Source organism: Yoonia sp., assembly GCF_965660735.1.
Lineage (GTDB): Bacteria > Pseudomonadota > Alphaproteobacteria > Rhodobacterales > Rhodobacteraceae > Yoonia.
This window is the reverse complement of sequence record NZ_CBFIBD010000007.1, coordinates 30,680-54,181: the sequence shown is the minus strand read 5'-3', so window position 1 is coordinate 54,181 and position 23,502 is coordinate 30,680. Positions and strand designations below refer to the sequence as shown.

Sequence of the window (23,502 nt, the reverse complement as noted above, 5' to 3'; positions counted from 1 at the left end):
GAGGGTTCACGCCTTGCCCGCCATCAGGTAAACGCTGACGCAACAAACACCAACCCATCCCCGGAGGGAAGTTATGAAGTTTTTCGTAGACACCGCAGAGATCGACCAAATCAAGGAACTCAACGATCTTGGCATGGTGGACGGGGTCACAACCAACCCGTCGCTGATTGCCAAATCGGGGCGCAATATCCTCGAAGTGACCAAAGAAATCTGCGACATGGTCAGCGGCCCCGTGTCGGCCGAAGTGGTCGCGCTGGACGCCGAAACCATGCTGGCCGAGGGCCGCAAGCTGGCCAAAATCGCCGATAACATCGCCGTCAAGGTGCCGCTGACATGGGCCGGGCTGCAAACCTGCAAGACGCTGACCGACGAAGGTGTGATGGTCAACGTAACGCTGTGTTTTTCGGCCAATCAGGCGCTGCTGGCGGCCAAGGCAGGGGCGACATTCATCAGCCCCTTTATCGGGCGGCTGGACGACATCAACGTTGATGGCATGGACCTGATCAGCGACATTCGCACCATCTATGACAATTATGGTTTCGAAACCAACATTCTGGCCGCGTCGATCCGGTCGGCCAATCACATGAAGGACGCGGCCCTGATCGGTGCAGATGTGGCGACCGCACCACCAAGCGTCATCAAGGCGATGGCGAACCATATCCTGACTGACAAAGGGCTGGCCGGCTTTATGGCCGATGTCGAAAAGGCCGGTATCAAGATCCTTTGACAAGCGTCTGCGGTGGGTGGGTTTCCACCTGTCCATCGCGGCCGCACCCCGGTCTGCAAAAAGGGCACGATTTACGACCACTTTGAAAATAGGTGGAGAAATTAGCGAAACCCTCTGCTAACGTGGCGCAAAACAACAGCAGAGCAGGCCCATGACTGAAAAACCGATGGCCAATGATCTTCGTGAAAAGATCATCGCAAACCCCGATGTCCTTTTGGAAGACCACGATGTCATGCGTGCACTTGTGGGCGCCAATGACGACCGGATGGGTAAAAACATCGTCGATCTGCGCGCCATAGCCATGGAACGGCTCGAGGCCCGGTTCGACCGGCTGGAAGATACCCACCGCAATGTAATCGCTGCCGCCTATGACAATCTGGCGGGCACCAATCAGGTCCACCGCGCAATCCTGCGGATGATGGATGCCACGACCTTTGATACATTTCTGACTGATCTGGCCGGTGATGTGGCTGACACATTGCGGGTTGACGCGATCCGGCTGGTACTGGAACGCGTCGCGCCGGAGAGCGAAAACACAATGGGCCCCGTCGTGGCGTTCGTCCCCGAAGGCTTTGTCGCAGATTACATCACTCTGGGCCGTAACATGCCCGTGCGGCAGGTTACCCTGCGCCGGTTTCAGGCCGGTCAAGACAGCCTCTATGGTGACCGTACCGCTTATATCCAATCCGAAGCATGCCTGACCCTTGATCTGGGCCCGGGGCATTTACCGGGGATGTTGGTCATGGGCTCCGAGGCCCCCCAGCAGTTTACCGCACAGCAAGGCACCGACCTGCTTGGCTTTTTTGCGGGCGTGTTTGAACGGGTGATGCGCCGCTGGCTGGCTTGAGGCCAATGATATCAGCGGCTCTCACACAGGCGCTCCAACTTTGGCTGGACCATCAGCGCGCGCTTGCAGGTGCCGCTGAAAATACGCTCAAGGCCTATCAGACAGATGTGCTGGGGTTTCTGTCATTCATGACGCAGCATCATGGCGGCACCCAGGGGTTTGGACCAATCGCGGCGGTGACGGTGCGCGACATGCGGTCCTGGATGGCCCATGAACGGGCACGCGGCGTTGGCGCACGGTCGCTGGCACGGTCGCTTTCGGCAGTAAAATCCTTTTACCGATGGCTGGCCGCGCGCGAAGGGTTCGAGCCGACCGCCATACTGTCCACTCGTGCGCCGAAATTCCAACGCAAACTGCCGCGTCCCTTGGCCGAGGAGGCGGCAAGCGCCATGATCGACGCTGTCGATCTGCAGGCCCGTGCGCCTTGGGTGGCGGCACGCGACACCGCTGTCGTGACCTTGCTTTATGGCTGCGGGCTGCGGATATCAGAGGCATTGGGCCTTACCGGGGCAGACGTCCCCCTGCCTGCGGTGCTGCGGATCAGGGGTAAGGGTGACAAGGAACGTATCGTGCCGGTGATCGATGCGGCGCGCGACGCCGTAGATCGCTATCGTGCAATATGCCCCTATCCCGGCACGGCAAATGATCCGCTGTTCCGGGCCGTGCGTGGCGGCCCACTGGCACCACGTGCGGTGCAAAAGGTGATGGAACAGGCACGAATGCAATTGGGCTTGCCGGCCACGGCGACGCCACATGCGTTGCGCCACTCATTCGCGACACATCTTTTGACAGCTGGCGGCGATCTGCGCAGCATCCAGGAATTGCTGGGCCATGCATCGCTGTCCACCACGCAGGCCTACACCGCAGTCGACGCCGCCCGTCTGATGGACGTCTATGACAAGGCCCATCCCAAGGCATGACCTTTCCCCGCTTCGCCGTAGATGTGTTGGTCACCGGTGACGTGGAGCCATTGCACCGCCTGCCATTTTATATCATGAGAACCCGATGACCCTGAATACCAAAGCGCTTCTTGTTCACCTGTTCACCGCAACCGGTGCCGTCTTTGCCATGCTGGCAATGCTGGCGGCAGTAGAGGAAAAATGGGATTTGATGTTCCTGTGGCTGGTTGTCGCCTTCTTTGTCGATGGCATCGACGGGCCGCTTGCGCGCAAATATGACGTCAAGACAAACGCGCCCGCCTTTGACGGTGTCCTGCTGGACCTGATCATCGACTATCTGACCTATGTGTTTGTGCCGGCCTATGCCCTGTTCAAATCCGGTCTGCTGCCCGGCTGGACCGGATGGTTCGCGATCATCTGCATCACATTTGCATCGGCGATGTATTTTGCCGACACACGTATGAAAACCAAAGATAATTCCTTTCAGGGGTTTCCCGGCTGCTGGAACATGCTGGTGCTGGTCATCTTCGCGCTGGAGCCAAATTTCTGGGTGTCTTTGGTGCTTGTCACGATTTTAGCCGTGTCGATGTTTCTGCCGCTGAAATTTGTGCATCCGGTGCGCACAGAACGCTGGCGGGTCGTCACGCTGCCTGTCGCACTGGCATGGACATGTTTTGCCGGCTGGGCGGCATGGGTCGGCTTTCATCCTGAAAGCTGGGCACATTGGGGGCTGGTGGTCACCTCTGTCTATCTGTTGTTTGCCGGTGTGGCCCAACAAATGTCCGAGCCCCGGGTGCTAGGCTGAGGTTTCCGCCTCAGGCTTGGTGACGTACTGCCATCATCGTCGCCGTCAGCGTTGCAACAACCGTTTCGCTTTCACCGTCGCAGGCAATCGCCCGGCCCTGGGTGAACGTCAGCGTCCGGCCAGACTTGATCACTTCACCCTCGATCCGGAACTGCCGACCGCGGGCAGGGGCCATGAAATTGGCCTTGAACTCCACCGTGAGAACCTCGGCATCGGCATCCATAAGGGTGAAGGCTGCGAAACCACAGGCGCTGTCCATCGCTGTCGTAATCGCGCCTGCGTGCATGAACCCGTGATGCTGGGTGAAATCGGGATGGAACGGCATGTCCAACGTCACCCGCCCCGGTGCCACATCGCCCACCGTGATCCCCATTGACGCCATCGCGCCCTGACGGGCGAAATCCGCCCGCATCCGCGCGATAGCATCGGGGTTGCGCAGTTTCACGCGCCCAGTGCCGCATCGCAGCGCGCGCAAACGCCCGCATGCGCATGGGTCCCCACATCGGGCAGGATCTTCCAGCATCGCTGGCATTTCTCGCCTTCGGCGCGGGCAAAGACCACGGCCACATCCGCCACGTCGTCCAGCCGGAACGCATCTGCCGGGGCGGGGTCGGTCGTCACCGTGATACCGGACGTGATGCACAGATCGTCAAAGCTGACGGTTTCCAACACCGCTGCCGCCTCTGGGGTGACATAGACGGTCGGCGCCGCCTCAAGCGAGGCGCCGATCACCTTGGCGGTGCGTTCCACCTCCAGCGCGCCGGTGACAACGCGGCGGACGCGACGGACAGTTGCCCATTTCGCGGACAGCCCGTCATCACGCCAATCGGCGGGTGTTTCGGCAAAGTCCTCCAGATGGACGGAACTGTCGTCGCCGGGGAAGCGTTCCAGCCAGACTTCCTCCATCGTGAAGGTCAGCATCGGAGCAAGCCAGCGGGTTATCCGGTGAAACAGGATATCAAGCACTGTGCGGGCCGCGCGCCGCCGGGCCGTATCGCCATCACAATAAAGAGCATCCTTGCGGATATCGAAGTAGAACGCCGACAAGTCCACGGTTGCGAAGGTAAACACTGCCTGAAACACACCCTGGAAATCGTATTTGGCATAACCGTCGCGCACGGTCTGGTCCAGTTCGGCCAAGCGGTGCAGCACCCAGCGTTCCAGTTCAGGCATGTCGGCAAGGGCCACGCGGTCGCTGTCGCTGAAATCGGCCAACGATCCCAGCATATAGCGCATGGTGTTGCGCAAACGGCGATAGCTGTCTGCGACGCCTTTCAGGATCTCATCGCCGATCCGCAGATCGGCGGTATAATCCGACTGCGCCACCCAAAGCCGGAGGATATCCGCGCCATATTGCTGCACGACCTTTTCGGGCGCGATGGTATTGCCGATGGATTTGGACATCTTCATGCCCTTCTGATCCAGCGTAAAGCCATGTGTCAGCACCCCGCGATAAGGCGCGTGACCCATCGTGCCACAGGCCTGCAACATCGACGAATGGAACCACCCGCGATGCTGGTCAGTACCTTCGAGATACAGATCGGCCATCCCGTCCTCGGACCCGTCGGGCCGGTCGCGCAGCACAAAAGCGTGGGTGGACCCACTGTCGAACCATACGTCCAGAATGTCGAACACCTGGTCGTAATCATCCGCGTTCACGTCCGCGCCCAGGAACCGTCCCTTTGCACCCTCTTTGTACCATGCATCCGCACCTTCCGCCTCAAAGGCGTCCAGGATACGGGCGTTGACGGCTTCATTCTGCAACAGGAACCCCTCATCACCGGGCTTCAGTCCTTTGCGGGTGAAACAGGTCAGCGGCACACCCCATGCGCGCTGGCGCGACAGCACCCAGTCGGGCCGCGCTGCGATCATGGAATAGAGCCGGTTGCGCCCGGTCTTGGGCGTCCATGTAACCAGTTCGTCGATCGAGCGCAGCGCGCGTTCGCGGATCGTCGTGCCATAGTCGTCCTGGCCGTCGCCGACGGGTTTGTCGATGGCGGCGAACCACTGCGGACGGTTCAGCCGGATCACCGGCGCCTTGGACCGCCAGCTATGCGCGTCGGAAATCGTAATCCGCTTGCGCGCAAGCAACGCGCCCACGTCGGTCAGCTTCTCGATCACGGCCTTGTTGGCCCCGCCGGGTTTGCCATTGGGTTTCAGGATGCTTTCCCCACCAAAGAACGGCAGATCCGCCCGGTAAGAACTGTCGTCAAGAATGTTATAGGTCATCGACAGGCCATGCTTGACCCCGATGGCATAGTCGTCGTCACCGTGGCTGGGCGCGGTGTGGACAAAACCGGTGCCTGCATCATCAGTCACGTGATCGCCGGGCAACAGGGGCACGTCGAAATCCCATTCGCCGTTCGCCCCGTCCAGCCCCCGCATCGGATGGGCGCAGATCAGCGATTCGAGTTCATCCTGCTGCACCGTCCGCACGCGCCGGTACATGCCGGCATCCAGCCGCGCCGCAGTCAGCACATCTTCGGCCAGCGCATCGGCCAGCAGATAAGTCTGGCCGACCGCAACCCAGCTTTCCTCTGGCATAGCTGTCACTTCGTACAGACCATAGGAAATACCAGGACCAAAACAGATCGCGCGGTTCTGCGGGATGGTCCAGGGCGTTGTCGTCCAGATCACGACCTTCGCGGCCAGCAGTTGCGCTTCGCGCCCCAACGCGGCTTGCATGATCGCCTTGCGGCCATCGGGCGTTTCTTCTTCATTGGCCAGCGCCGTCATGTTGTCCCGATCGGGCGATGCGGCCGACACGATGGGAAACTTCACCCAGATCGCATCGGTCTGACGGTCGTGGTATTCCACCTCGGCCTCGGCCAGGGCTGTCTTTTCCACGGGCGACCACATCACGGGCTTGGACCCTTGATACAGCGTGCCGTTCATCAGGAATTTCTGAAACTCCTCGGCGATCACGCGTTCGGCATGGAATGCCATCGTCAGATAAGGATCGTCCCAGTTGCCGGTCACACCAAGGCGCTTGAATTCCTCGCGCTGGATATCCACCCAGCCTTCGGCGAACTTGCGGCATTCCTGCCGGAAATCGACCACATCGACAGCATCCTTGTCCTGCCCCTTGGCCCGGTATTTTTCCTCGATCTTCCATTCGATCGGCAGGCCGTGACAATCCCATCCGGGCACATAGCGCGCATCGCGGCCCATCATCTGCTGGCTGCGCACAACCATATCTTTCAGGATCTTGTTCAGCGCGTGCCCGATATGCAGGTGACCGTTCGCATAGGGCGGACCGTCGTGCAGGGTAAAGGGCACGCGCCCCTCTTTTTCACGCAGACGATCATAAACCCCGATCTGCGCCCAGCGCGCCAGCCATTCGGGTTCGCGCTTGGGCAATCCGGCCCGCATGGGAAAATCGGTCCGGGGCAAGTTCAGGGTCTGTTTATAGTCGGGTGTCTCGGCGCACATGGGTGGCGTCCTTTGGGCAATCGTGAAATCTGGAAGGCTGAGGCGCGGTGCGCAATCGCTGACACCTTGGTCCCGGTCGGTTCAGGATATCAAACCGCCGGGCAAATAATGGCTATGGTCATCACATGCATCATGGCAGCGCTTATAGAACCGGGCTCCGCAAGGGTAAAGGCTCCACTTGGCTTCATCTTGACCAAAAGATTCGCGCCCACAGTTCCGGCATTGGCAACACGTGCCCGCCGTGAACCAAAATGATTTACTTGCCTTTCGGCGTCCCCCGGCCAAAGTCGGGCGCATCGGTATCCTGCCCCGCCTCGATGATTGACCGGCGAATAGACCGGGTGCGGGTGAAATATGCATGCAGATGGTCGCCATCCCCCCGCCGGATCGCACGTTGCAGCGCGAACAGTTCCTCGGTGAACCGGCCCAGGATTTCCAACGTCGCTTCCTTGTTGTTGAGGAAAACATCGCGCCACATGGTCGGATCAGAGGCCGCGATCCGGGTGAAATCCCGAAAACCGGCGGCAGAATACTTGATAACTTCGCTATCGGTGACACGACGCAGATCATCGGCCACGCCCACCATTGTATATGCGATCAGATGCGGCGTATGGCTGGTGACGGCCAGCACAAGATCGTGGTGGTCGGCGTCCATCTCATCCACCTGCGCCCCGATGCCACGCCAGAAACCGGCCAGACGTTCCACAGCGGCGCGGTCGGTCTCGGGCATCGGGACCAGAATGCAAAAGCGGTTGTCGAACAACGCGGCAAAGCCCGACCTTGGACCAGAATGCTCGGTCCCTGCCAGCGGGTGGGCAGGAATGAAATGCACACCCTCTGGAATATGCGGGCTGACCGCGTCAATGACCGTCCGCTTGACGGACCCCACATCGCTGACGGTCGCGCCCGGTTTCAGCACCGGTGCGATCTCTTCCGCCACTGCCTCCATTGCGCCCACAGGCACGCAAAGCACCACCAGATCGGCACCTTGCGCCGCCTCGGCGGCGGTATCGCATACCTGATCACACAGGCCGATGTCGCGCGCGATATCGCGCGTTTCAGCCGATTTTGCATAGCCGGCAATTTCGCGCGCCAGTCCGCCGCGCCGGATTGCATGGGCCATGGACGATGCGATCAACCCCAGCCCGATCAGGGCCACCCGGTCATAGATCACGGCCATCAGACGGCCCCTTTGAACTGCGCCACAGCATGGACAACCCTGCGGCAGGCACTTTCGTCGCCGACCGTGATGCGCAGGCAATGGGGCAGCTTGTACCCCGCCACCTGACGCACGATGATCCCCGCACTGCGCAAATGGCCGTCACAAGCCAGCGCCTCGGCCTCATCGGCAAAGCGGGCCAATACGAAATTCGCGGTCGAAGTATCCGATGGCACCCCCAGTTCGGCCAGCGCCGTGGCCATCCATTCGCGCCAGCGGGCGTTCTCGATACGGCATTTTTCCGTATAAGCAGTGTCACGCACAGCCGCCTCTGCAGCCGCCAACGCCGCCGACGACAGGTTGAACGGCCCCCGGATGCGGTTCAGCACGTCAATCACTGCCCGCGGGCCAAAGCCCCAGCCAACCCGCAATCCACCCAGGCCGTAAATCTTGGAAAAGGTGCGGGTCATCACGACATTCTCGCGCCCGATGATCAGGGCCAGTCCCGCATCATACCCTTCGACATATTCCGCATAGGCCCCGTCCAACACCAGCATCGCCTGTGAAGGCAACCCGGCGGCCAGCCGCGCAAGTTCAGCCATGCCAATCATGGTACCGGTGGGATTGTTGGGGTTGGCGATGAACACCAGCTTCGTGCGCTCGTTGCAGGCAGACAATATCGCATCCACATCTGTCACGCGCTCGCGCTCGGGCACCTCGACAGGGGTGCCGCCGGCCGCCAGCGTCGCGATCCGGTAAATCGCGAAACCGTGTTCGGTGTGAATGACCTCATCCCCTTGCCCGACATAGGCCTGACACAGCAAATGCAGGATTTCATCAGATCCGACACCACAGATGACCTGTGCAGGGTCAACATCCCACACATCGCCAATCGCAGCACGCAGGCTGGCGTGTTCTGTCGAAGGGTAACGATGCAAATTGTGGACAGCACGCGAAAACGCCTCTTTCGCCGCGTCGCTTGGCCCCAGCGGATTTTCGTTCGACGACAGCTTGAGCACATTGCTCACCCCGTCAAGATGCGCAACGCCGCCCTGGTAAAGCGCGATGTCCATGATACCGGGTTGCGGTTGAATGCCGTCAGCCATGATAGCTCCGTCCTGTGATTTCGCCCGTTCTAGCGCCCTGCCCGCGCCCTGACCAGAGACAAGAGATCACACGCAACACAATCGCTTCTTCCGAGCGTAAATATCCCCGCCGGAGGCGTCCAAATTTCTGGAAATTTGGACCAAGGCCTTCTGACCTTCAAGCCATCCCATTGGCTCTGACCGATGATGAGACTTTTCTGCCCCGGCAACCCCATCGCCACCAGCCGGACAGCAGGGGCAGATCGTCAATACGCCCTAAAGCCCCAACGTCGCCTCGAGGGTTTTCAGTGTCTGGCGTTGTTCGTCGGTCCAGTCACGCCGCCGCCCCCGGAAAAGGGTCGCCTGTGACGCATGGATCAACCCGTCGTCCAATATCTTCAACCCGTTTGCACGCAGCGTTTCCCCGGTCGAGGTGATATCGGCAATCGCTTCGGCGGTTTCGTTCTTGACCGTGCCTTCGGTCGCACCCTGGCTGTCGACGATCTGGTAGTCGGCAACCCCTTGTTCACGCAGGAATTCGCGCACCAGCCGGTGATACTTTGTGGCAATCCGCAGCCGGAACCCGTGTCTGGCCCGAAACGCGGCCGCCGCTGCGTCCAGATCGTCCAGCGTATCCACATCGACCCAAGCCTGCGGCACCGCGATGATCAGGTCAGCCCCGCCAAACCCCATCGGCGCAAGTTCAGCCACGTGGCTATCCCAGTTCGCCAGCTTTTCGCGCACCAGATCGGACCCCGTGACACCCAGATGAATATTCCCGGCCGCCAGTTCGCGTGGAATTTCCCCCGCTGACAACAGCACCAGTTCGACCCCCTCGATCCCGTCGACGGCCCCGGCATATTCGCGTTCCGACCCGGATTTGCGCAAGGTGACGCCGCGCGCGCCGAACCAGTCAAAGGTCTTTTCCATCAGCCGCCCCTTGGACGGCACGCCAAGTTTCAACATCTGCGCAACGCTTCCAACAGATCGGGGCGGATCACGCCACCCACAGCAGGCACAGCACGCCCTTGCCCCAGCCGCGCGGTCAGTGCGTCATAGCGCCCGCCCGTGGCAATAGGGGGCAAGCCTGCGTTTTCGACCGCATAGAACCCAAAGACAAAGCCGTCGTAATACTCCAGCGACGTGCGGCCATAGCTGCCTTCGAATTCCAGCCGGTCCACATCGACGCCGCGCGCGCCCAGCGCATCCATCCGCGCGGCCATGCGCGTGACCGCAGGCGCAATCGCCGGCATATCCACCGCGATATCGCGCAACGCGCTCAGCACATGGGGCGCCGTCTCGCGCAGCCCCAAGAGCGCATCGATCAACGCCAGTTCCTCGCCCGAGATGGGGGCGGCGGCTGCATCGGCACGCAGGGCGGCGATGCGGGCTGCCACCTCGTCGTGGCTGCGCAACCCGATATCCGGACCGGCATGCGCAAAGGGATCAGCCGCCGCCAGCAAGGCACGGCGCGAGGCAGGCACAGCTGCCTTGCCCGCATAGCGTTGCAGCAGGGCCTTGAACCGGCGCGGCCGCCAGATATGGCGCAACAGCGCATCCTTGCGCGCCTGCGTCGTGCGCAACCCGCTCACGGCGGCCATCAGCAATCCGATATCCCCCGTCGCCGCGCGCACCGGCAGCCCCGCCAAAGCATCGGCAAACAGTGCGAACACTTCGGCATCGGCCTGCGCGGGGGTCTGGCCGTCGAACACCTCGTATCCGACTTGCAGGTATTCATTGGCGCGCGTTTCATCACTGTCCTGCTTACGAAACACCTTGCCTGCATAAGTATAGCGCGCGGGATCGGCGCGGGATTCCATATGCATCTGCACCACCGGCACGGTGAAATCCGGGCGCAGCACCATTTCCCCGCGCAACGGATCCGTCGTCAGATAGGCACGCCCGCGAATATCCTCGCCATACAGATCCAGCAGCGTGTCGGCAGGCAACAGCACATCAGCCTCGACCACCTGCGCGCCCCGTGCGGCAAAGTGATCGCGCAGGCGGTATGCGTCGGCCAATGCAGTCGCCGTGCTGGCCATCAGCCCTGCCCGTTCAGAATTGCGCGGACCTTGGCCAGCATCTGATCGCGCGGCACCTCATATTGGCTGGGCCGGTCCTTCCATTCCTCAAGCGTCGCGTTCTTGGCGATTTCCGCGCCAAGGATCAGGTCCTTGATCTGCACGACACCCTTGTCGAATTCATCCCCCCCCGCGATGATCGCGACGGGTGATGCGCGTTTATCGGCATATTTCAACTGGTTGCCAAAGTTCTTGGGATTGCCCAGATAGACCTCGGCCCGGATGCCCGCGTTGCGCAGATCGGCCACCATCGCCTGATAATCGGCCATGCGGTCGCGGTCCATGACGGTGACAACAACAGGCCCCTGCGCCGCACCACCGACCTGCCCCTTGGCGCGCAACGCCGCCAACAAACGGTCCACCCCGATGGACACGCCGGTCGCAGGCACGGATTGCCCGGTGAACCGCTTGACCAGATCGTCGTAACGCCCCCCGCCCGCGACAGAGCCAAAGTTGCGCGGCCGGCCCTTTTCGTCGGTGATCTCAAAAGTCAGCTCAGCCTCGTAAACAGGGCCGGTGTAATAGCCAAGACCACGCACGACGGAGGGGTCGATGACGATGCGGTCAGGGCCGTAGCCTTGGGCCTCCAGCAGCCCCGCAATCGCCTCCAATTCGGCGACGCCTTCGGCGCCAATAGCAGATTCGCAAACTGCATCGCGGAGGTTTTGTAGGGTCAATGCCGCGTCATCGGACTTTGCCGTCAAGAACTTGAGGACTTGTTCAGCGGCAGCATTTGATAGGCCAACGCCATCGATGAAAGCTCCAGAGTCGTCCAACCGGCCATCTGTCAAGAGTGCGAGAACACCATCTCGCCCGACTTTGTCATATTTGTCGACTTGGCGAAGCACATCGGCCCTCGAAATCTTCTCGATGTTTCGACGCACCATTTCAGCGTAAAGTGCTTCTGCCGCCTCATCAACGGTCATAGGTCGCGGGTTCAATAGAAGGTCTTCTGACAAGCCTATCGACTCCAGCACCCCATTCAACACCTTGCGGTTATTCACCCGGATCACATAGTCGCCCTTGTCAATCCCCACCGCCTCCAGCGTATCGGCCAGCATCGCGCAAATCTCGGCGTCCGCGGCCACGCTTGGCGCGCCGACCGTATCCGCATCGCACTGGTAAAACTGCCGGAACCGCCCCGGACCCGGCTTTTCATTCCGCCACACCGGCCCCATCGCATAGCGGCGATAGGGGCTGGGCAGATCGTTGCGATACTGCGCCGCAACACGGGCCAAGGGGGCTGTCAGATCATAGCGCAGCGCAAGCCAGTCACTATCTTCTTGCCATGCAAAAACACCCTCGTTCGGGCGGTCCACATCGGGCAGGAACTTGCCCAGCGCCTCGACGGTTTCCACGGCGGATGTTTCCAGCGCGTCAAACCCGTAACGATGGTAAACCTCGGCGATCTTGCGCAGCATGTCGTTGCGCGCGGTCACGTCCGCGCCGAAATAATCCTGAAACCCCTTGGGCGTCTGCGCCTTGGGGCGGGGTTGTTTCTTGTCCTTGGCCATCTGGTCCTGCCTTCGCTGGTCTCGGGGCCGTTTAACCCGACACTGTGACAGGGGCAATGCGGTCGTGCCGCGCAAAGGGGCTTTTCGAAACAGGGCGGCGGGTATAGACGGGCCGCATGACCGATATCACCCATCTGGAAGAACAAATCGCCCACCTGACCCGCACGGTCGAGGAACTGTCAGATATCGTTGCACGGCAGGAAACCGAACTGGCCTTGGCGACCCGGCGGCTGGCGATACTGATGGAACGCGAAGCCACCCGCGAACTTGACGGCGGCGGCACCGTGCCAATGGCCGACCAGCGCCCGCCACATTGGTGAACTGGGGGTCACCGCACCCTACGCATCCTCTACCTCGATCACGCCGCCAAGACTGCGCAACGCACCCTTGATCTGCGGGTTCACAGGGAATTCCTGCCCCAGATCCAATTCTACTTCGCCGGGCAGGTCATCACCCATCAGGCAGAAATAGATCGGCCCGCGCCCGGCCCGCACATTATCACGTGCGGCGTTTTCCAGAATACTTGCAACCGACCCGATGGCATCAGGCGTGTCGATGAACACCCGCAGGCCAGCCCCGCCGGCATCGGCCACGACGCTGTCAATCGGGCTGACCGAGCGGCCCAGCAATTTCAACTGGTCGCTTTCCATCGTCGCCACCACCGTCATCACGACCTGTGCGCCGGTTTCCAGAAAATCCCGCGATGCATCCAGCACATCGGAAAACAGCGTCACCTCATACTGGCCGGTCGGGTCCGACAATTGCGCAAAGGCAAAGCGGTTGCCGCGCGCCGACTTGCGTTCCTGCCTGCCTGAAACCGTGCCCGCCATTTTCACAATACATTCACTGCGCTCTGCCTTGGCTGTCACCTCGTCCAGCGTCAGCACCTGCTTGCGTTTCAGCGCGCCCATGTAGTCATCCAACGGATGTCCCGACAGGTAGAACCCGATCGCCTTGAATTCCTCGGCCAGCCTTTCGGCAGGCAGCCAGTCTTCACCACCAGCAAGGCGGGGTTCGGGCAGATCATCGCCTGCTTCGCCGAACAGCGACACCTGGTTGGATGATTTCTGATCGTGGATCGCCGCTGAATACCCGGTCAGCGCATCAAGGCTGTTGAACACGCGTCTGCGGTTCGGATCAAGCACATCGAACGCCCCTGCGCGGGCCAGCATTTCCAGCGGACGCTTGCCGATCCGTTTCAGATCAACCCGGCGGGCAAAATCAAAAAGGTTGACGAACGGCTTTGCCCCCCGCCCCTCAACGATCAGTTTCATCGCCTCGACGCCTACGTTTTTCAACGCCCCCAAGCCGTAAACCAGCTTACCGTCCTTTACATCGAACGTCGCCATTGACCGGTTCACGCAAGGTGGGGTGTAATCCAGCCCCAGCCCCTTTTTCACCTCTTGGAAATAGACACCCAGCTTGTCGGTCAGGTGGATATCGCAGTTCATGACACCCGCCATGAATTCCACCGCGTGGTTCGCCTTGAGCCATGCCGTCTGGTAACTGACCACCGCATAGGCGGCGGCGTGCGATTTGTTGAACCCGTAGTTGGCGAATTTCTCCAGCAGATCGAAAACCTCGGTCGCCTTTTTCTTGTCAACGCCGTTTTCCATCGCCCCCTTTTCGACCTTGGGGCGTTCCTTGGCCATTTCCTCGGCGATTTTCTTACCCATCGCGCGGCGCAACAGGTCGGCACCGCCAAGGCTGTAGCCCGCCATGACCTGCGCGATCTGCATCACCTGTTCCTGATAGACGATGATGCCCTGGGTTTCCTCAAGGATATAATCAATCGACGGATGGATCGATTCCAGCGCCTTTTGCCCGTTCTTCACCTCGCAATATGTCGGGATATTTTCCATCGGGCCGGGACGGTAAAGCGCGACCAACGCCACGATATCCTCGATACAGGTCGGCTTCATGCGTTTCAGCGCATCCATCATGCCGCTGGATTCCACTTGGAACACGGCGACCGTCTTGGCGCTGGCATAAAGCTGATAGGATTTTTCATCGTCCAGCGGGATCGCCCCGATGTCATATTCAAAGCCCTCGGGTGGCTGATAAAGCTCTGTCCCATCGGCAGCAACGTTCAGCGGGCGGCCTGTCTTGCGGATCAGGTCAACAGCGTTCTGGATCACGGTCAGTGTCTTCAGGCCCAGAAAATCGAACTTCACCAGCCCGGCCTGTTCCACCCATTTCATATTGAACTGCGTTGCGGGCATGTCCGAGCGCGGATCCTGATAAAGTGGCACCAGTTCATCAAGTGGGCGGTCCCCAATCACCACACCGGCGGCGTGGGTGGATGCGTTGCGCAGCAACCCTTCAACCTGTTGGGCATAGGTCAGCAAACGGTCCACGACTTCTTCGTTCTTGGCCTCTTCGCGCAGACGCGGTTCATCGGCCAGCGCCTTTTCGATGGACACGGGTTTCACCCCTTCCACCGGGATCATCTTGGACAGACGGTCCACCTGCCCATAGGGCATCTGCAACACGCGGCCCACATCACGCACCGCGGCCTTGGACAACAATGCACCAAAGGTGATGATCTGCCCCACCTTGTCGCGCCCGTATTTGTCTTGGACATAGCGGATCACTTCTTCGCGCCTGTCCATGCAGAAATCGATATCAAAGTCGGGCATCGACACACGTTCGGGGTTCAGAAACCGTTCGAACAGCAGGCTGTAACGCAGCGGGTCCAAATCGGTAATCAGTAGCGCATAGGCCACCAGCGACCCGGCACCAGAGCCCCGCCCCGGCCCAACGGGAATACCATTATCCTTGGACCATTTAATGAAATCAGCAACGATCAGGAAGTAACCGGGAAAGCCCATACCCTCGATGATGCCCAGCTCGAACTCCAGCCGCGCCTCGTAGTCTGCCACCGGCGCTGCATGGGGGATCACGGCCAGCCGCGCCTTCAGGCCTTCCTGCGCCTGACGGCGCAGTTCTGCCACTTCGTCGTCCGCAAACTTCGGCAGGATCGGGTCGCGTTTATAGACTTTGAACGCGCAACGCCGGGCGATTTCGACGGTGTTTTCCAACGCTTCGGGCAGGTCGGCAAACAGTGTCGCCATTTCTTGCGGGGACTTGAAATAGTGCTGCGGCGTCAACCGGCGTCGCGGCTCTTGTTGGTCGACATAGGCCCCATCGGCGATACAGATCAGCGCATCGTGCGCCTCGTACAGCGCGGTTTTGGGGAAATAGACATCATTTGTCGCGACAAGCGGCAGACCTTTGGCATAGGCCATTTCGATATGGCCACGTTCAGACAGGTGTTCCGCCTCTGGCAGCCCGCCATCGCCGGGGTGGCGCTGCAATTCCACATAGATCCGGTCGGGGTAGGTGGCCGCCAGCCGGTCCATCAACGCCGCGGCCTTTGGCCGCTGGCCCTGCCGCAATAGCCGTCCTACAGGGCCGTCAGGCCCCCCGGTCAGACAGATCAGCCCCGCGTTATACTGCGCCAACTCGTCCAGTGTGACCTGCGGCACCTGCCCGTCACCTTTGAGATACGCGCAGGAATTCAGCTTCATCAGGTTCATGTAGCCCGCTTCGGACTGCGCCAGCAGCACGATCGGCGCAGGCGCCTCGGGGCGTTTGCCCGGATCGGCGGCGGTATACGTCAGATCAACCTGACAGCCGATGATCGGTTGCAGCCCTGCCTTCGCGGCGCCTTCTGAAAACTCCAGCGCACAGAACATGTTATTGGTGTCGGTGACAGCCACGGCGGGCATACCCATATCTGCCACCAGACCCGGTAGTTTCTTGACCGGAACAGCCCCTTCCAGCAGGGAATATTCAGTGTGGACGCGCAGGTGAATGAATCGGGGTGCTTTTGCCATGGGTGCAAGGTATCCCATGCAGGCGTCGGCACAAGCCGCCTTTCGCCCATGCTGGTCACTGCTCATTACTTAGCTATATCGCTAACTTTATTGACTTGCGGACCTGCGACGCCAATGATGGCAGGTATGACACAGCAACTTGATTCCTTCTTTGGCGCATTGGCAGACCCGACAAGACGGGCGGTAATCGAACGCCTGGCCAGCGGTCCGGCCACCGTCACCGAACTGCATGCCCCCCATGCGATGGCCTTGCCGACCTTCATGCGCCATCTTGGCGTTCTGGAAAAAACAGGTCTGGTACGGTCGATCAAGAAAGGGCGCGTGCGCACGTGCCATATCGAAGCCGCACCCCTGATCGCCGCCCAGGGCTGGCTGGCTTGGCAACGCCACCTTTGGGAAACCCGGCTTGACCAGCTTGACCAACTCGCCCGGCACCTTGATGAAAGCACACCACAATGATCCCAGACAATACACTCCAAATGTCGCGCCAGATCGCGGCCAGCCCGATGGCTGTCTGGCGCTGCTGGACCGAACCTGCGCTGCTGAAACAGTGGTTTGCGCCCAAGCCCGTCGAAACCCTGATGGCAGAAGTTGATCCGGTTCCCGGCGGCAGGTTCAATTCAACGATGCGGGTGCGAGATCATGGCGACATGACATCCGAGGGTTGCGTACTGGTCGCCCAACCGGGTGCGCGTCTGGTGACGACAAATATGATGCGGGCCGGTTTTGTGCCGGTTCTGATCGGGACAGGTGACTTTGATTTCCCTTTTGTCATCGACCTGACGATGACGGCCCAGGACGGTGGTTGCCGCTATGACGTGCGCATCCTGCATGCCGATGCCGCAGGGGCAGCCAAGCACAATGCCATGGGTTTCGAACAGGGCTGGGGCGTTGCGACAGATCAGCTTGCCGCGCTTGCCCCAATGGTGTGACCGTCAAAGTGCCCTGAAAAAAGGCATCTGCACATTTCAAAAACCTTTTATCGTCACAAGTGACTTGCCAAAACGGCCTGACCCAGCTTTCATGACGACACAACGGAGGCTGATGTCTACGCCGCATCGACATCAGCCAGGCCCCGGATCATCGGTAAGGCGGCAGGTTTTTACATCATGAACGTCACGTTTCTTCTCAACGGGGAAACCGTGCAGGTGGACGCAGAGCCGACCCGCACCTTGCTGGACTGGCTGCGGATCGATTGCGCGCTTTGCGGCACCAAGGAAGGCTGCAACGAAGGCGACTGCGGCGCCTGCACTGTGGTGGTGCAGGATGATACCGGGCCAAAGGCGCTGAATGCCTGCATCCTGTTCCTGCCGCAACTGCACGGCAAATCCGTGCGCACGGTCGAAGGCATCAGTGCCCCGGACGGGGCATTGCATCCCGTACAGCAGGCGATGGTCGATCATCACGGATCGCAGTGCGGCTTTTGCACACCGGGCTTTATCGGCTCGATGGTGGCGGCGCATATGCAGGGCCGCACTGACCATGACGATGTGCTTGCAGGCAATCTGTGCCGCTGCACCGGCTATGCGCCGATCATCCGGGCCGCACAGGCCGCACAGGCCGAACCTGTGCCTGCTTGGCTGGAAGATCCGGCACCAGCGGTTGACGCCCGGACCTATGCCCCCGAAACGCTGGACGATCTGGCGCGCTGGTATGCCGCCAACCCTGATGCGACACTCATCGCAGGGGCGACCGATGTCGGGCTATGGGTGACAAAACAAATGCGGGACTTGCCGCAGGTCGCCTTTCTGAACCGCTGCGCCGATTTGCGCGCGATCACCAAAGCCGGGGACACGATCCATATCGGGGCCGCCGCGACGATGACCGAGGTGCTGGCGGCGATCGGTCAGGATCATCCGTCATACGCGGAGATGATCCGCCGCTATGGGTCGGTGCAGGTCCGCAATGCCGCGACCATCGGCGGCAATATCGCCAACGGCTCGCCCATCGGGGACAACCCGCCTGCACTGATCGCACTGGGCGCCACTTTGCATCTGCGCCAAGGCGACACGACGCGGGATGTGCCGATCGCAGATTTCTTTGTTGCATACGGCCAACAGGACCGCGCACCCGGCGAACTGGTAACAGGAATCACGCTGCCCCGCCATGCGCCCGATCTGCGCTGCTACAAGATTTCCAAGCGGTTCGATCAGGATATTTCGGCGCTGTGTGGCTGTTTCAATGTCACCGTTGCCGATGGTCAGGTCACTGCCGCGCGTATCGCCTTTGGCGGCATGGCAGGCACGCCACATCGGGCAACATCGGTCGAGGCCGCGCTGGTCGGTCAGCCTTGGACAATGGCCACCATCGACACCGCCGCAGCGGCTTTTGCGTCTGATTATACCCCGATGAGCGACATGCGCGCCTCTGCCGGATATCGCCTGCGGACAGCGCAAAATCTGCTGTATCGTTATTTTGCGGACCGCACGGGTCACGCCACATCCGTGTTGGAGGTGACGCCATGAGCGTGGCCAAACCGCTTGCCCATGATGCCGCGCGGCTGCATGTGACCGGGACCGCGCGATATATCGACGATATTCCCGCGCCGGCTGGGACGTTGCACCTGGCGTTCGGGCTGTCGCCGGTTGCCTGCGGCCAGATCACCGCGCTTGATCTGAACGCCGTGCAGGCCGCACCCGGTGTTGTGGCCGTACTGACGGCAGATGATCTGCCATTCGCCAATGACGTGTCACCGTCCATCCATGATGAACCGTTGCTGGCTACAGGTGATATCCATTATCTTGGCCAGCCGGTATTTCTGGTGGTGGCAGACAGTCATCTGGCGGCGCGCAGTGCGGCCCGCCGTGCCGACATCACAACCCAGACCGGCCCCCCGATCCTCACCATCGACGAAGCACTTGCCGCCGACAGCCGGTTCGAGGACGGGCCCCGCATCTGGACCAAGGGCGACGTGGACGCGGGGTTGGCCTGTGCCACCCATCGCCTGCAAGGCACGATCGAAATGGGCGGGCAGGAACATTTCTATCTCGAAGGTCAGGCTGCACTTGCCTTGCCGCAGGAAGGCGGAGATATGGTGGTGCACAGTTCCACCCAGCACCCCACCGAAATCCAGCACAAAGTGGCCGAAGCACTGGGCCTGCCGATGCATGCCGTGCGTTGCGAGGTGCGCCGCATGGGTGGCGGCTTTGGTGGCAAGGAGAGTCAGGGCAATGCGCTGGCTGTGGCCTGCGCGGTTGCGGCACGGCTGACAGGCCGGCCTTGCAGGATGCGCTATGATCGCGACGATGATATGGTGATCACCGGCAAGCGCCATGACTTCCGCATCAGCTATGACGTGGGATTTGATGCAAACGGGCAGGTTGCGGCAGTGGATTTCGTGCAGATGACGCGCTGCGGATGGGCGCTTGATCTGTCAATCCCGGTGGCTGACCGGGCCATGCTGCATGCCGACAATGCGTATCACTTGCCCGCCGCACGGATCACGTCGCACCGTCTGCGGACCAACACACAATCCGCCACCGCCTTTCGCGGGTTCGGTGGCCCGCAGGGAGTGCTGGGGATCGAACGGGTCATGGACCATATCGCCGCGCATCTGGGGCAGGACCCGGTCGCAATTCGCCAGCGGAATTACTATGGGGCGATGGACAGAGGGGGGCCTTCTGCCCCCCGCGCTGCGCGCCCCCCCGAAGGTATTTCTGAACAGAAGAAGGCGGATGGGGCCGTTATACAGACAACGCCTTATCACATGCCGGTCACGGATTTCATCCTGCACGAGATCACAGATGCTCTCTTGCTGACGTCCGACTATCATTGCCGGCGCGCCGCAATTGCCGACTGGAATGCGGCCAATCCGATCCTGAAGAAAGGCATCGCGTTTTCCCCGGTAAAATTCGGGATTTCGTTTACGCTGTCGCATCTCAATCAGGCCGGGGCGCTAGTACATGTCTATCAGGACGGGTCGGTGCATATGAACCATGGCGGCACCGAAATGGGTCAGGGCCTGTTTCAGAAGATCGCGCAGGTCGCGGCAGCACGCTTTGGGATCGACGTAGGTGCAGTCAAGATTACCGCCACGGATACAGGCAAAGTCCCCAATACATCTGCCACCGCCGCATCGTCGGGGTCGGATCTGAACGGGATGGCCGTGGCCAATGCCTGTGATACGATCCGCGATCGCATCGCGGCCTGTCTGGCAGAGCTGCACCAGGCGCGAGCCGAAGATGTCTGCTTTGCTGACGGTCAGGTACATGTTGGCGCGCAGGTAATGACATTCGCTACGGCTGCGATGACCGCCTATCAGAACCGGGTCAGCCTGTCGTCCACCGGTTTCTACAAGACACCCGGACTGTCGTGGGACCGGATCAGGGGCACCGGCACGCCGTTCTTCTACTTTGCGCAAGGGGCCGCCGTGAGCGAGGTGGTGATCGACACACTTACCGGTGAAAACCGCATCCTGCGCACCGACGTTTTGCATGACGCAGGTGCATCCCTGAACCCTGCGCTGGATATCGGCCAGATTGAGGGCGGCTATGTGCAGGGCGCGGGCTGGCTGACGACAGAGGAGCTTGTCTGGGACGATCAGGGTCGGCTACGGACCCATGCGCCGTCCACCTACAAGATCCCCGCCTGTTCGGACCGGCCCGATGTCTTCAACGTGGCATTGTGGGATGCGCCCAATCCGGCGCAGACGATCTATCGGTCCAAGGCGGTGGGAGAGCCGCCGTTCATGCTGGGGATTTCGGCATTTCTCGCGCTTTCGGATGCTGTGCGGGCCTGTGGGCCATACTACCCTGAACTGCAAGCGCCGGCGACCGCCGAAGAGGTCTTGGCCGCCGTGCAAAGGGCGCGCGGATGAGCGATTTCATCCGTATCACCGTGACGAAAACCGCCGGATCGGTGCCGCGTGGGCCAGGCACGCAGATGTGCGTCTGGGCGGACAGGACGTCAGGCACCATCGGCGGCGGCGCGCTGGAATGGCAGGCGATGGCCGACGCCCGCGCAATGCTGGACAAGGGTCACACGCAAAAGACACGCACGATCCCGTTGGGGCCATCGCTTGGGCAATGCTGCGGCGGGTCGGTCACGTTGGAACTGGCGCGCAACTTGCCTATGGCGGAACCTGTGCGGCGCCCGCTCTGGATTTACGGGGCGGGCCACGTGGGGCGCGCCATTGTCAACATCATGTCCCCCCTGCCCGACTTTGCGATCACGTGGGTCGACACCCACGCCGACAGGTTTCCCCAGACGGATGTGCAGGCATTGGTCGCGGCCGACCCCGCAGAGGCCGTGAAACATGCACCCGGCGACGCCGCCCATCTGATCCTGACCTATAGCCACGAGATTGACCTTGCGCTGTGCCACGCCATCCTGCGCCGCGATTTTCACACCACGGGATTGATCGGGTCGGCGACGAAATGGGCGCGGTTCAAGGCACGGCTTGCCGCATTGGGGCATGACCCTGCACAAATCACGCGCATTGCATGCCCGATTGGTGACCCAGCCCTTGGAAAACATCCCGCAGCGATTGCACTTGGCGTCGCAACCGCCATGATGGCGGACCAGAACAACCGGGCAAGGAACCGTACTGCATGACCGAACCATTGTTGCGCCTGTCCGGCCTGACCAAAGCCTATCCCGGGGTCGTTGCCAATCGCGATGTGTCCTTTGACATCTCACGCGGAGAGATCCATGCACTGCTTGGTGAAAACGGTGCCGGCAAATCCACGCTGGTGAAGACAATCTACGGTCTGGTGAAACCAGACAGCGGAACGATGACGCTGGAAGGCAAACCCTTTGCCCCCGCTGACCCCCATGCAGCGCGCGGGGCGGGGGTGGCGATGGTGTTTCAGCATTTTTCTCTGTTCGATGCGATGAATGTGGCCGAAAATATCGCCCTTGGCATGGAAGCCCCCCCCCCCCCGCGCGAAATTGCAGCACAGGTGCGTAAGGTTTCCGATCAATATGGGCTGCCGCTGGACCCGACCCGGATCGTGGGCGAGTTATCTGCCGGTGAACGCCAGCGGGTCGAGATCATCCGCTGCCTGCTGCAAGATCCCAAATTGCTGATCATGGATGAACCCACGTCGGTGCTGACCCCGCAAGAAGTGACGATCTTGTTCGAAACCCTGCGCCGCTTGCGCGCGGAAGGCACTGCGATCCTGTATATTTCGCACAAGCTGGAGGAAATCCGCGCGCTTTGCGAAAATGCAACCGTGTTGCGGTTGGGTGAGGTTGTCGGCACCTGCGATCCGCGCGCGACATCGGCAAGGGACATGGCGGAACTGATGGTCGGGAGCGCGCTGCAAGTCCCGCAAAAACCTGACCGGCCCGCCGGCGACATGGTCCTGACGCTGAAAAACCTCAGCGCCAAGGCACCACATCGCTTCGGCACCGCGCTGAAAGATATCAACCTTGAGGTCCGCCGGGGCGAGGTTTTGGGAATTGGCGGTGTTGCGGGCAACGGGCAGGATGAATTGGTTGCCGTTCTGTCGGGCGAGATGCGCACACAGGCGGGGATGATCATGTATCAGGGTCAGCAGATTGGCCAGATGCCCCCCAATGCCCGCCGGCACATCGGGTTGCTGACCGCGCCCGAAGAACGCATGGGTCATGCCGCAGCCCCGGATATGTCGCTGACCGAAAACGCGGTGATGACTGCCGCGACCCGGCAAGCGTTGGCCAAACACGGGTTTGTACACTGGGGCCGCGCGCGCGCCTTTGCCCAGGATGTAATCAAAACCTTTGACGTGCGCACTCCGGGGCCCGGCAATGCGGCACGGTCGCTGTCTGGGGGAAATTTGCAGAAATTCGTTATTGGCCGCGAAATCATGCAGGACCCGGATGTTCTGGTGGTCAATCAGCCCACATGGGGTGTCGATGCATCGGCCGCCGCCGCGATCCGGCAGGCACTACTGGATCTGGCGGCGAAGGGGGCAGCGGTGATCTGCATTTCGCAGGATCTGGATGAATTGATGGAAATTTCCGACCGTTTTGCGGCACTGAACGAAGGCCGCCTGTCGTCGCCGCGCCCTGCGAAAGGGCTGACGGTGGAACAGATCGGCCTGATGCTGGGCGGCGCGCATGACATGGAGGTCGCGCGGGACGCGCACAATTCAGGGGGCTTGCATGTTGCTGGGTAAAGATGTCTCCGGCG

The 23,502-nt window shown here is 60.9% G+C and carries 19 protein-coding genes; 11 read left to right on the top strand and 8 right to left on the bottom strand.

What is annotated here, in order from left to right:
- Positions 1–73: 73 nt before the first annotated feature.
- The 4 genes from fsa (at position 74) to ACTG4B_RS04940 (ending at position 3,278) form a co-directional block, all read left to right on the top strand.
- Positions 74–727, top strand: a complete 654-nt coding sequence (gene fsa / locus ACTG4B_RS04955) for a fructose-6-phosphate aldolase (protein WP_439154576.1) — start codon at positions 74–76, stop codon at positions 725–727.
- 151 nt (positions 728–878) lie between these two features.
- The gene (locus ACTG4B_RS04950; protein ID WP_439154575.1) at positions 879–1,574 is read left to right on the top strand and encodes a DUF484 family protein; all 696 of its coding nucleotides are present in this window, start codon (positions 879–881) and stop codon (positions 1,572–1,574) included.
- Positions 1,575–1,579: 5 nt separating this feature from the next.
- Complete coding sequence (locus ACTG4B_RS04945) at positions 1,580–2,494, top strand: tyrosine recombinase XerC (protein WP_439154574.1); 915 nt, start codon at positions 1,580–1,582, stop codon at positions 2,492–2,494.
- Positions 2,495–2,579: 85 nt separating this feature from the next.
- On the top strand, positions 2,580–3,278 hold the full coding sequence (locus ACTG4B_RS04940; protein ID WP_439154573.1) for a CDP-alcohol phosphatidyltransferase family protein: 699 nt from the start codon (positions 2,580–2,582) through the stop codon (positions 3,276–3,278).
- 10 nt (positions 3,279–3,288) lie between these two features.
- Here the strand turns inward: ACTG4B_RS04940 and ACTG4B_RS04935 are convergent, their stop codons facing one another.
- From ACTG4B_RS04935 to hisS, 7 genes are all read right to left on the bottom strand, one after another.
- Positions 3,289–3,723, bottom strand: coding sequence for a PaaI family thioesterase (locus ACTG4B_RS04935; protein WP_439154572.1), 435 nt, complete (start codon positions 3,721–3,723; stop codon positions 3,289–3,291).
- A complete protein-coding gene (gene ileS / locus ACTG4B_RS04930; protein ID WP_439154571.1) occupies positions 3,720–6,710 on the bottom strand; it encodes an isoleucine--tRNA ligase in 2,991 nt (996 codons plus the stop codon). Before ileS ends, ACTG4B_RS04935 begins: the two co-directional genes overlap by 4 nt.
- 256 nt (positions 6,711–6,966) lie before the next feature.
- A complete protein-coding gene (locus tag ACTG4B_RS04925; protein WP_439154570.1) occupies positions 6,967–7,890 on the bottom strand; it encodes a prephenate/arogenate dehydrogenase family protein in 924 nt (307 codons plus the stop codon).
- Entirely contained in the window at positions 7,890–8,975 is a 1,086-nt protein-coding gene (hisC, locus tag ACTG4B_RS04920) for a histidinol-phosphate transaminase (protein WP_439154569.1), read from the bottom strand. Before hisC ends, ACTG4B_RS04925 begins: the two co-directional genes overlap by 1 nt.
- A gap of 255 nt (positions 8,976–9,230) precedes the next feature.
- Positions 9,231–9,920, bottom strand: a complete 690-nt coding sequence (hisG, locus tag ACTG4B_RS04915) for an ATP phosphoribosyltransferase (protein ID WP_439154568.1) — start codon at positions 9,918–9,920, stop codon at positions 9,231–9,233.
- On the bottom strand, positions 9,914–10,996 hold the full coding sequence (locus tag ACTG4B_RS04910) for an ATP phosphoribosyltransferase regulatory subunit (RefSeq protein ID WP_439154567.1): 1,083 nt from the start codon (positions 10,994–10,996) through the stop codon (positions 9,914–9,916). The genes hisG and ACTG4B_RS04910 overlap by 7 nt, the downstream gene beginning before the upstream one ends.
- Positions 10,996–12,549 carry a histidine--tRNA ligase gene (hisS, locus tag ACTG4B_RS04905; RefSeq protein WP_439154566.1) on the bottom strand — a complete coding sequence of 518 codons (1,554 nt, stop codon included), beginning with the start codon at positions 12,547–12,549 and terminating at the stop codon, positions 10,996–10,998. Before hisS ends, ACTG4B_RS04910 begins: the two co-directional genes overlap by 1 nt.
- 116 nt (positions 12,550–12,665) lie before the next feature.
- On the opposite strand from hisS, the gene ACTG4B_RS04900 reads away from it, so the two are divergent.
- Positions 12,666–12,869, top strand: a complete 204-nt coding sequence (locus ACTG4B_RS04900; protein WP_439154565.1) for a SlyX family protein — start codon at positions 12,666–12,668, stop codon at positions 12,867–12,869.
- Between the two features lie 18 nt (positions 12,870–12,887).
- Here ACTG4B_RS04900 and dnaE read toward each other — a convergent pair whose 3' ends face one another.
- Positions 12,888–16,388, bottom strand: coding sequence for a DNA polymerase III subunit alpha (gene dnaE / locus ACTG4B_RS04895; protein WP_439154564.1), 3,501 nt, complete (start codon positions 16,386–16,388; stop codon positions 12,888–12,890).
- A gap of 126 nt (positions 16,389–16,514) precedes the next feature.
- Here dnaE and ACTG4B_RS04890 point away from each other — a divergent pair, with 126 nt between their 5' ends.
- The 6 genes from ACTG4B_RS04890 (at position 16,515) to ACTG4B_RS04865 (ending at position 23,488) form a co-directional block, all read left to right on the top strand.
- Complete coding sequence (locus ACTG4B_RS04890; RefSeq protein WP_439154563.1) at positions 16,515–16,847, top strand: ArsR/SmtB family transcription factor; 333 nt, start codon at positions 16,515–16,517, stop codon at positions 16,845–16,847.
- Complete coding sequence (locus ACTG4B_RS04885; RefSeq protein WP_439154562.1) at positions 16,844–17,320, top strand: SRPBCC domain-containing protein; 477 nt, start codon at positions 16,844–16,846, stop codon at positions 17,318–17,320. The genes ACTG4B_RS04890 and ACTG4B_RS04885 overlap by 4 nt, the downstream gene beginning before the upstream one ends.
- A gap of 177 nt (positions 17,321–17,497) precedes the next feature.
- On the top strand, positions 17,498–18,853 hold the full coding sequence (locus ACTG4B_RS04880; protein WP_439154561.1) for a xanthine dehydrogenase small subunit: 1,356 nt from the start codon (positions 17,498–17,500) through the stop codon (positions 18,851–18,853).
- Positions 18,850–21,204 (top strand): xanthine dehydrogenase molybdopterin binding subunit, encoded by a 2,355-nt coding sequence (xdhB, locus tag ACTG4B_RS04875; RefSeq protein ID WP_439154560.1) that lies wholly within the window; start codon positions 18,850–18,852, stop codon positions 21,202–21,204. The genes ACTG4B_RS04880 and xdhB overlap by 4 nt, the downstream gene beginning before the upstream one ends.
- Positions 21,201–21,941, top strand: a complete 741-nt coding sequence (xdhC, locus tag ACTG4B_RS04870; RefSeq protein WP_439154559.1) for a xanthine dehydrogenase accessory protein XdhC — start codon at positions 21,201–21,203, stop codon at positions 21,939–21,941. The genes xdhB and xdhC overlap by 4 nt, the downstream gene beginning before the upstream one ends.
- Positions 21,938–23,488 (top strand): ABC transporter ATP-binding protein, encoded by a 1,551-nt coding sequence (locus ACTG4B_RS04865; protein ID WP_439154558.1) that lies wholly within the window; start codon positions 21,938–21,940, stop codon positions 23,486–23,488. Before xdhC ends, ACTG4B_RS04865 begins: the two co-directional genes overlap by 4 nt.
- Positions 23,489–23,502 lie beyond the last annotated feature (14 nt).

Bases quoted from the DNA above. Each gene is read 5' to 3' on its own strand.
- fsa (WP_439154576.1), top strand. From the start codon at position 74: ATGAAGTTTTTCGTAGACACCGCAGAGATCGACCAAATCAAGGAACTC.
- hisC (WP_439154569.1), bottom strand. From the start codon at position 8,975: ATGGCTGACGGCATTCAACCGCAACCCGGTATCATGGACATCGCGCTT.
- xdhB (WP_439154560.1), top strand. From the start codon at position 18,850: ATGAGCGTGGCCAAACCGCTTGCCCATGATGCCGCGCGGCTGCATGTG.
- ACTG4B_RS04890 (WP_439154563.1), top strand. From the start codon at position 16,515: ATGACACAGCAACTTGATTCCTTCTTTGGCGCATTGGCAGACCCGACA.
- ACTG4B_RS04950 (WP_439154575.1), top strand. From the start codon at position 879: ATGACTGAAAAACCGATGGCCAATGATCTTCGTGAAAAGATCATCGCA.
- hisS (WP_439154566.1), bottom strand. From the start codon at position 12,549: ATGGCCAAGGACAAGAAACAACCCCGCCCCAAGGCGCAGACGCCCAAG.
- ACTG4B_RS04880 (WP_439154561.1), top strand. From the start codon at position 17,498: ATGAACGTCACGTTTCTTCTCAACGGGGAAACCGTGCAGGTGGACGCA.
- hisG (WP_439154568.1), bottom strand. From the start codon at position 9,920: ATGTTGAAACTTGGCGTGCCGTCCAAGGGGCGGCTGATGGAAAAGACC.
- ACTG4B_RS04910 (WP_439154567.1), bottom strand. From the start codon at position 10,996: ATGGCCAGCACGGCGACTGCATTGGCCGACGCATACCGCCTGCGCGAT.
- ileS (WP_439154571.1), bottom strand. From the start codon at position 6,710: ATGTGCGCCGAGACACCCGACTATAAACAGACCCTGAACTTGCCCCGG.
- ACTG4B_RS04865 (WP_439154558.1), top strand. From the start codon at position 21,938: ATGACCGAACCATTGTTGCGCCTGTCCGGCCTGACCAAAGCCTATCCC.
- dnaE (WP_439154564.1), bottom strand. From the start codon at position 16,388: ATGGCAAAAGCACCCCGATTCATTCACCTGCGCGTCCACACTGAATAT.
- xdhC (WP_439154559.1), top strand. From the start codon at position 21,201: ATGAGCGATTTCATCCGTATCACCGTGACGAAAACCGCCGGATCGGTG.
- ACTG4B_RS04925 (WP_439154570.1), bottom strand. From the start codon at position 7,890: ATGGCCGTGATCTATGACCGGGTGGCCCTGATCGGGCTGGGGTTGATC.
- ACTG4B_RS04900 (WP_439154565.1), top strand. From the start codon at position 12,666: ATGACCGATATCACCCATCTGGAAGAACAAATCGCCCACCTGACCCGC.
- ACTG4B_RS04945 (WP_439154574.1), top strand. From the start codon at position 1,580: ATGATATCAGCGGCTCTCACACAGGCGCTCCAACTTTGGCTGGACCAT.
- ACTG4B_RS04940 (WP_439154573.1), top strand. From the start codon at position 2,580: ATGACCCTGAATACCAAAGCGCTTCTTGTTCACCTGTTCACCGCAACC.
- ACTG4B_RS04885 (WP_439154562.1), top strand. From the start codon at position 16,844: ATGATCCCAGACAATACACTCCAAATGTCGCGCCAGATCGCGGCCAGC.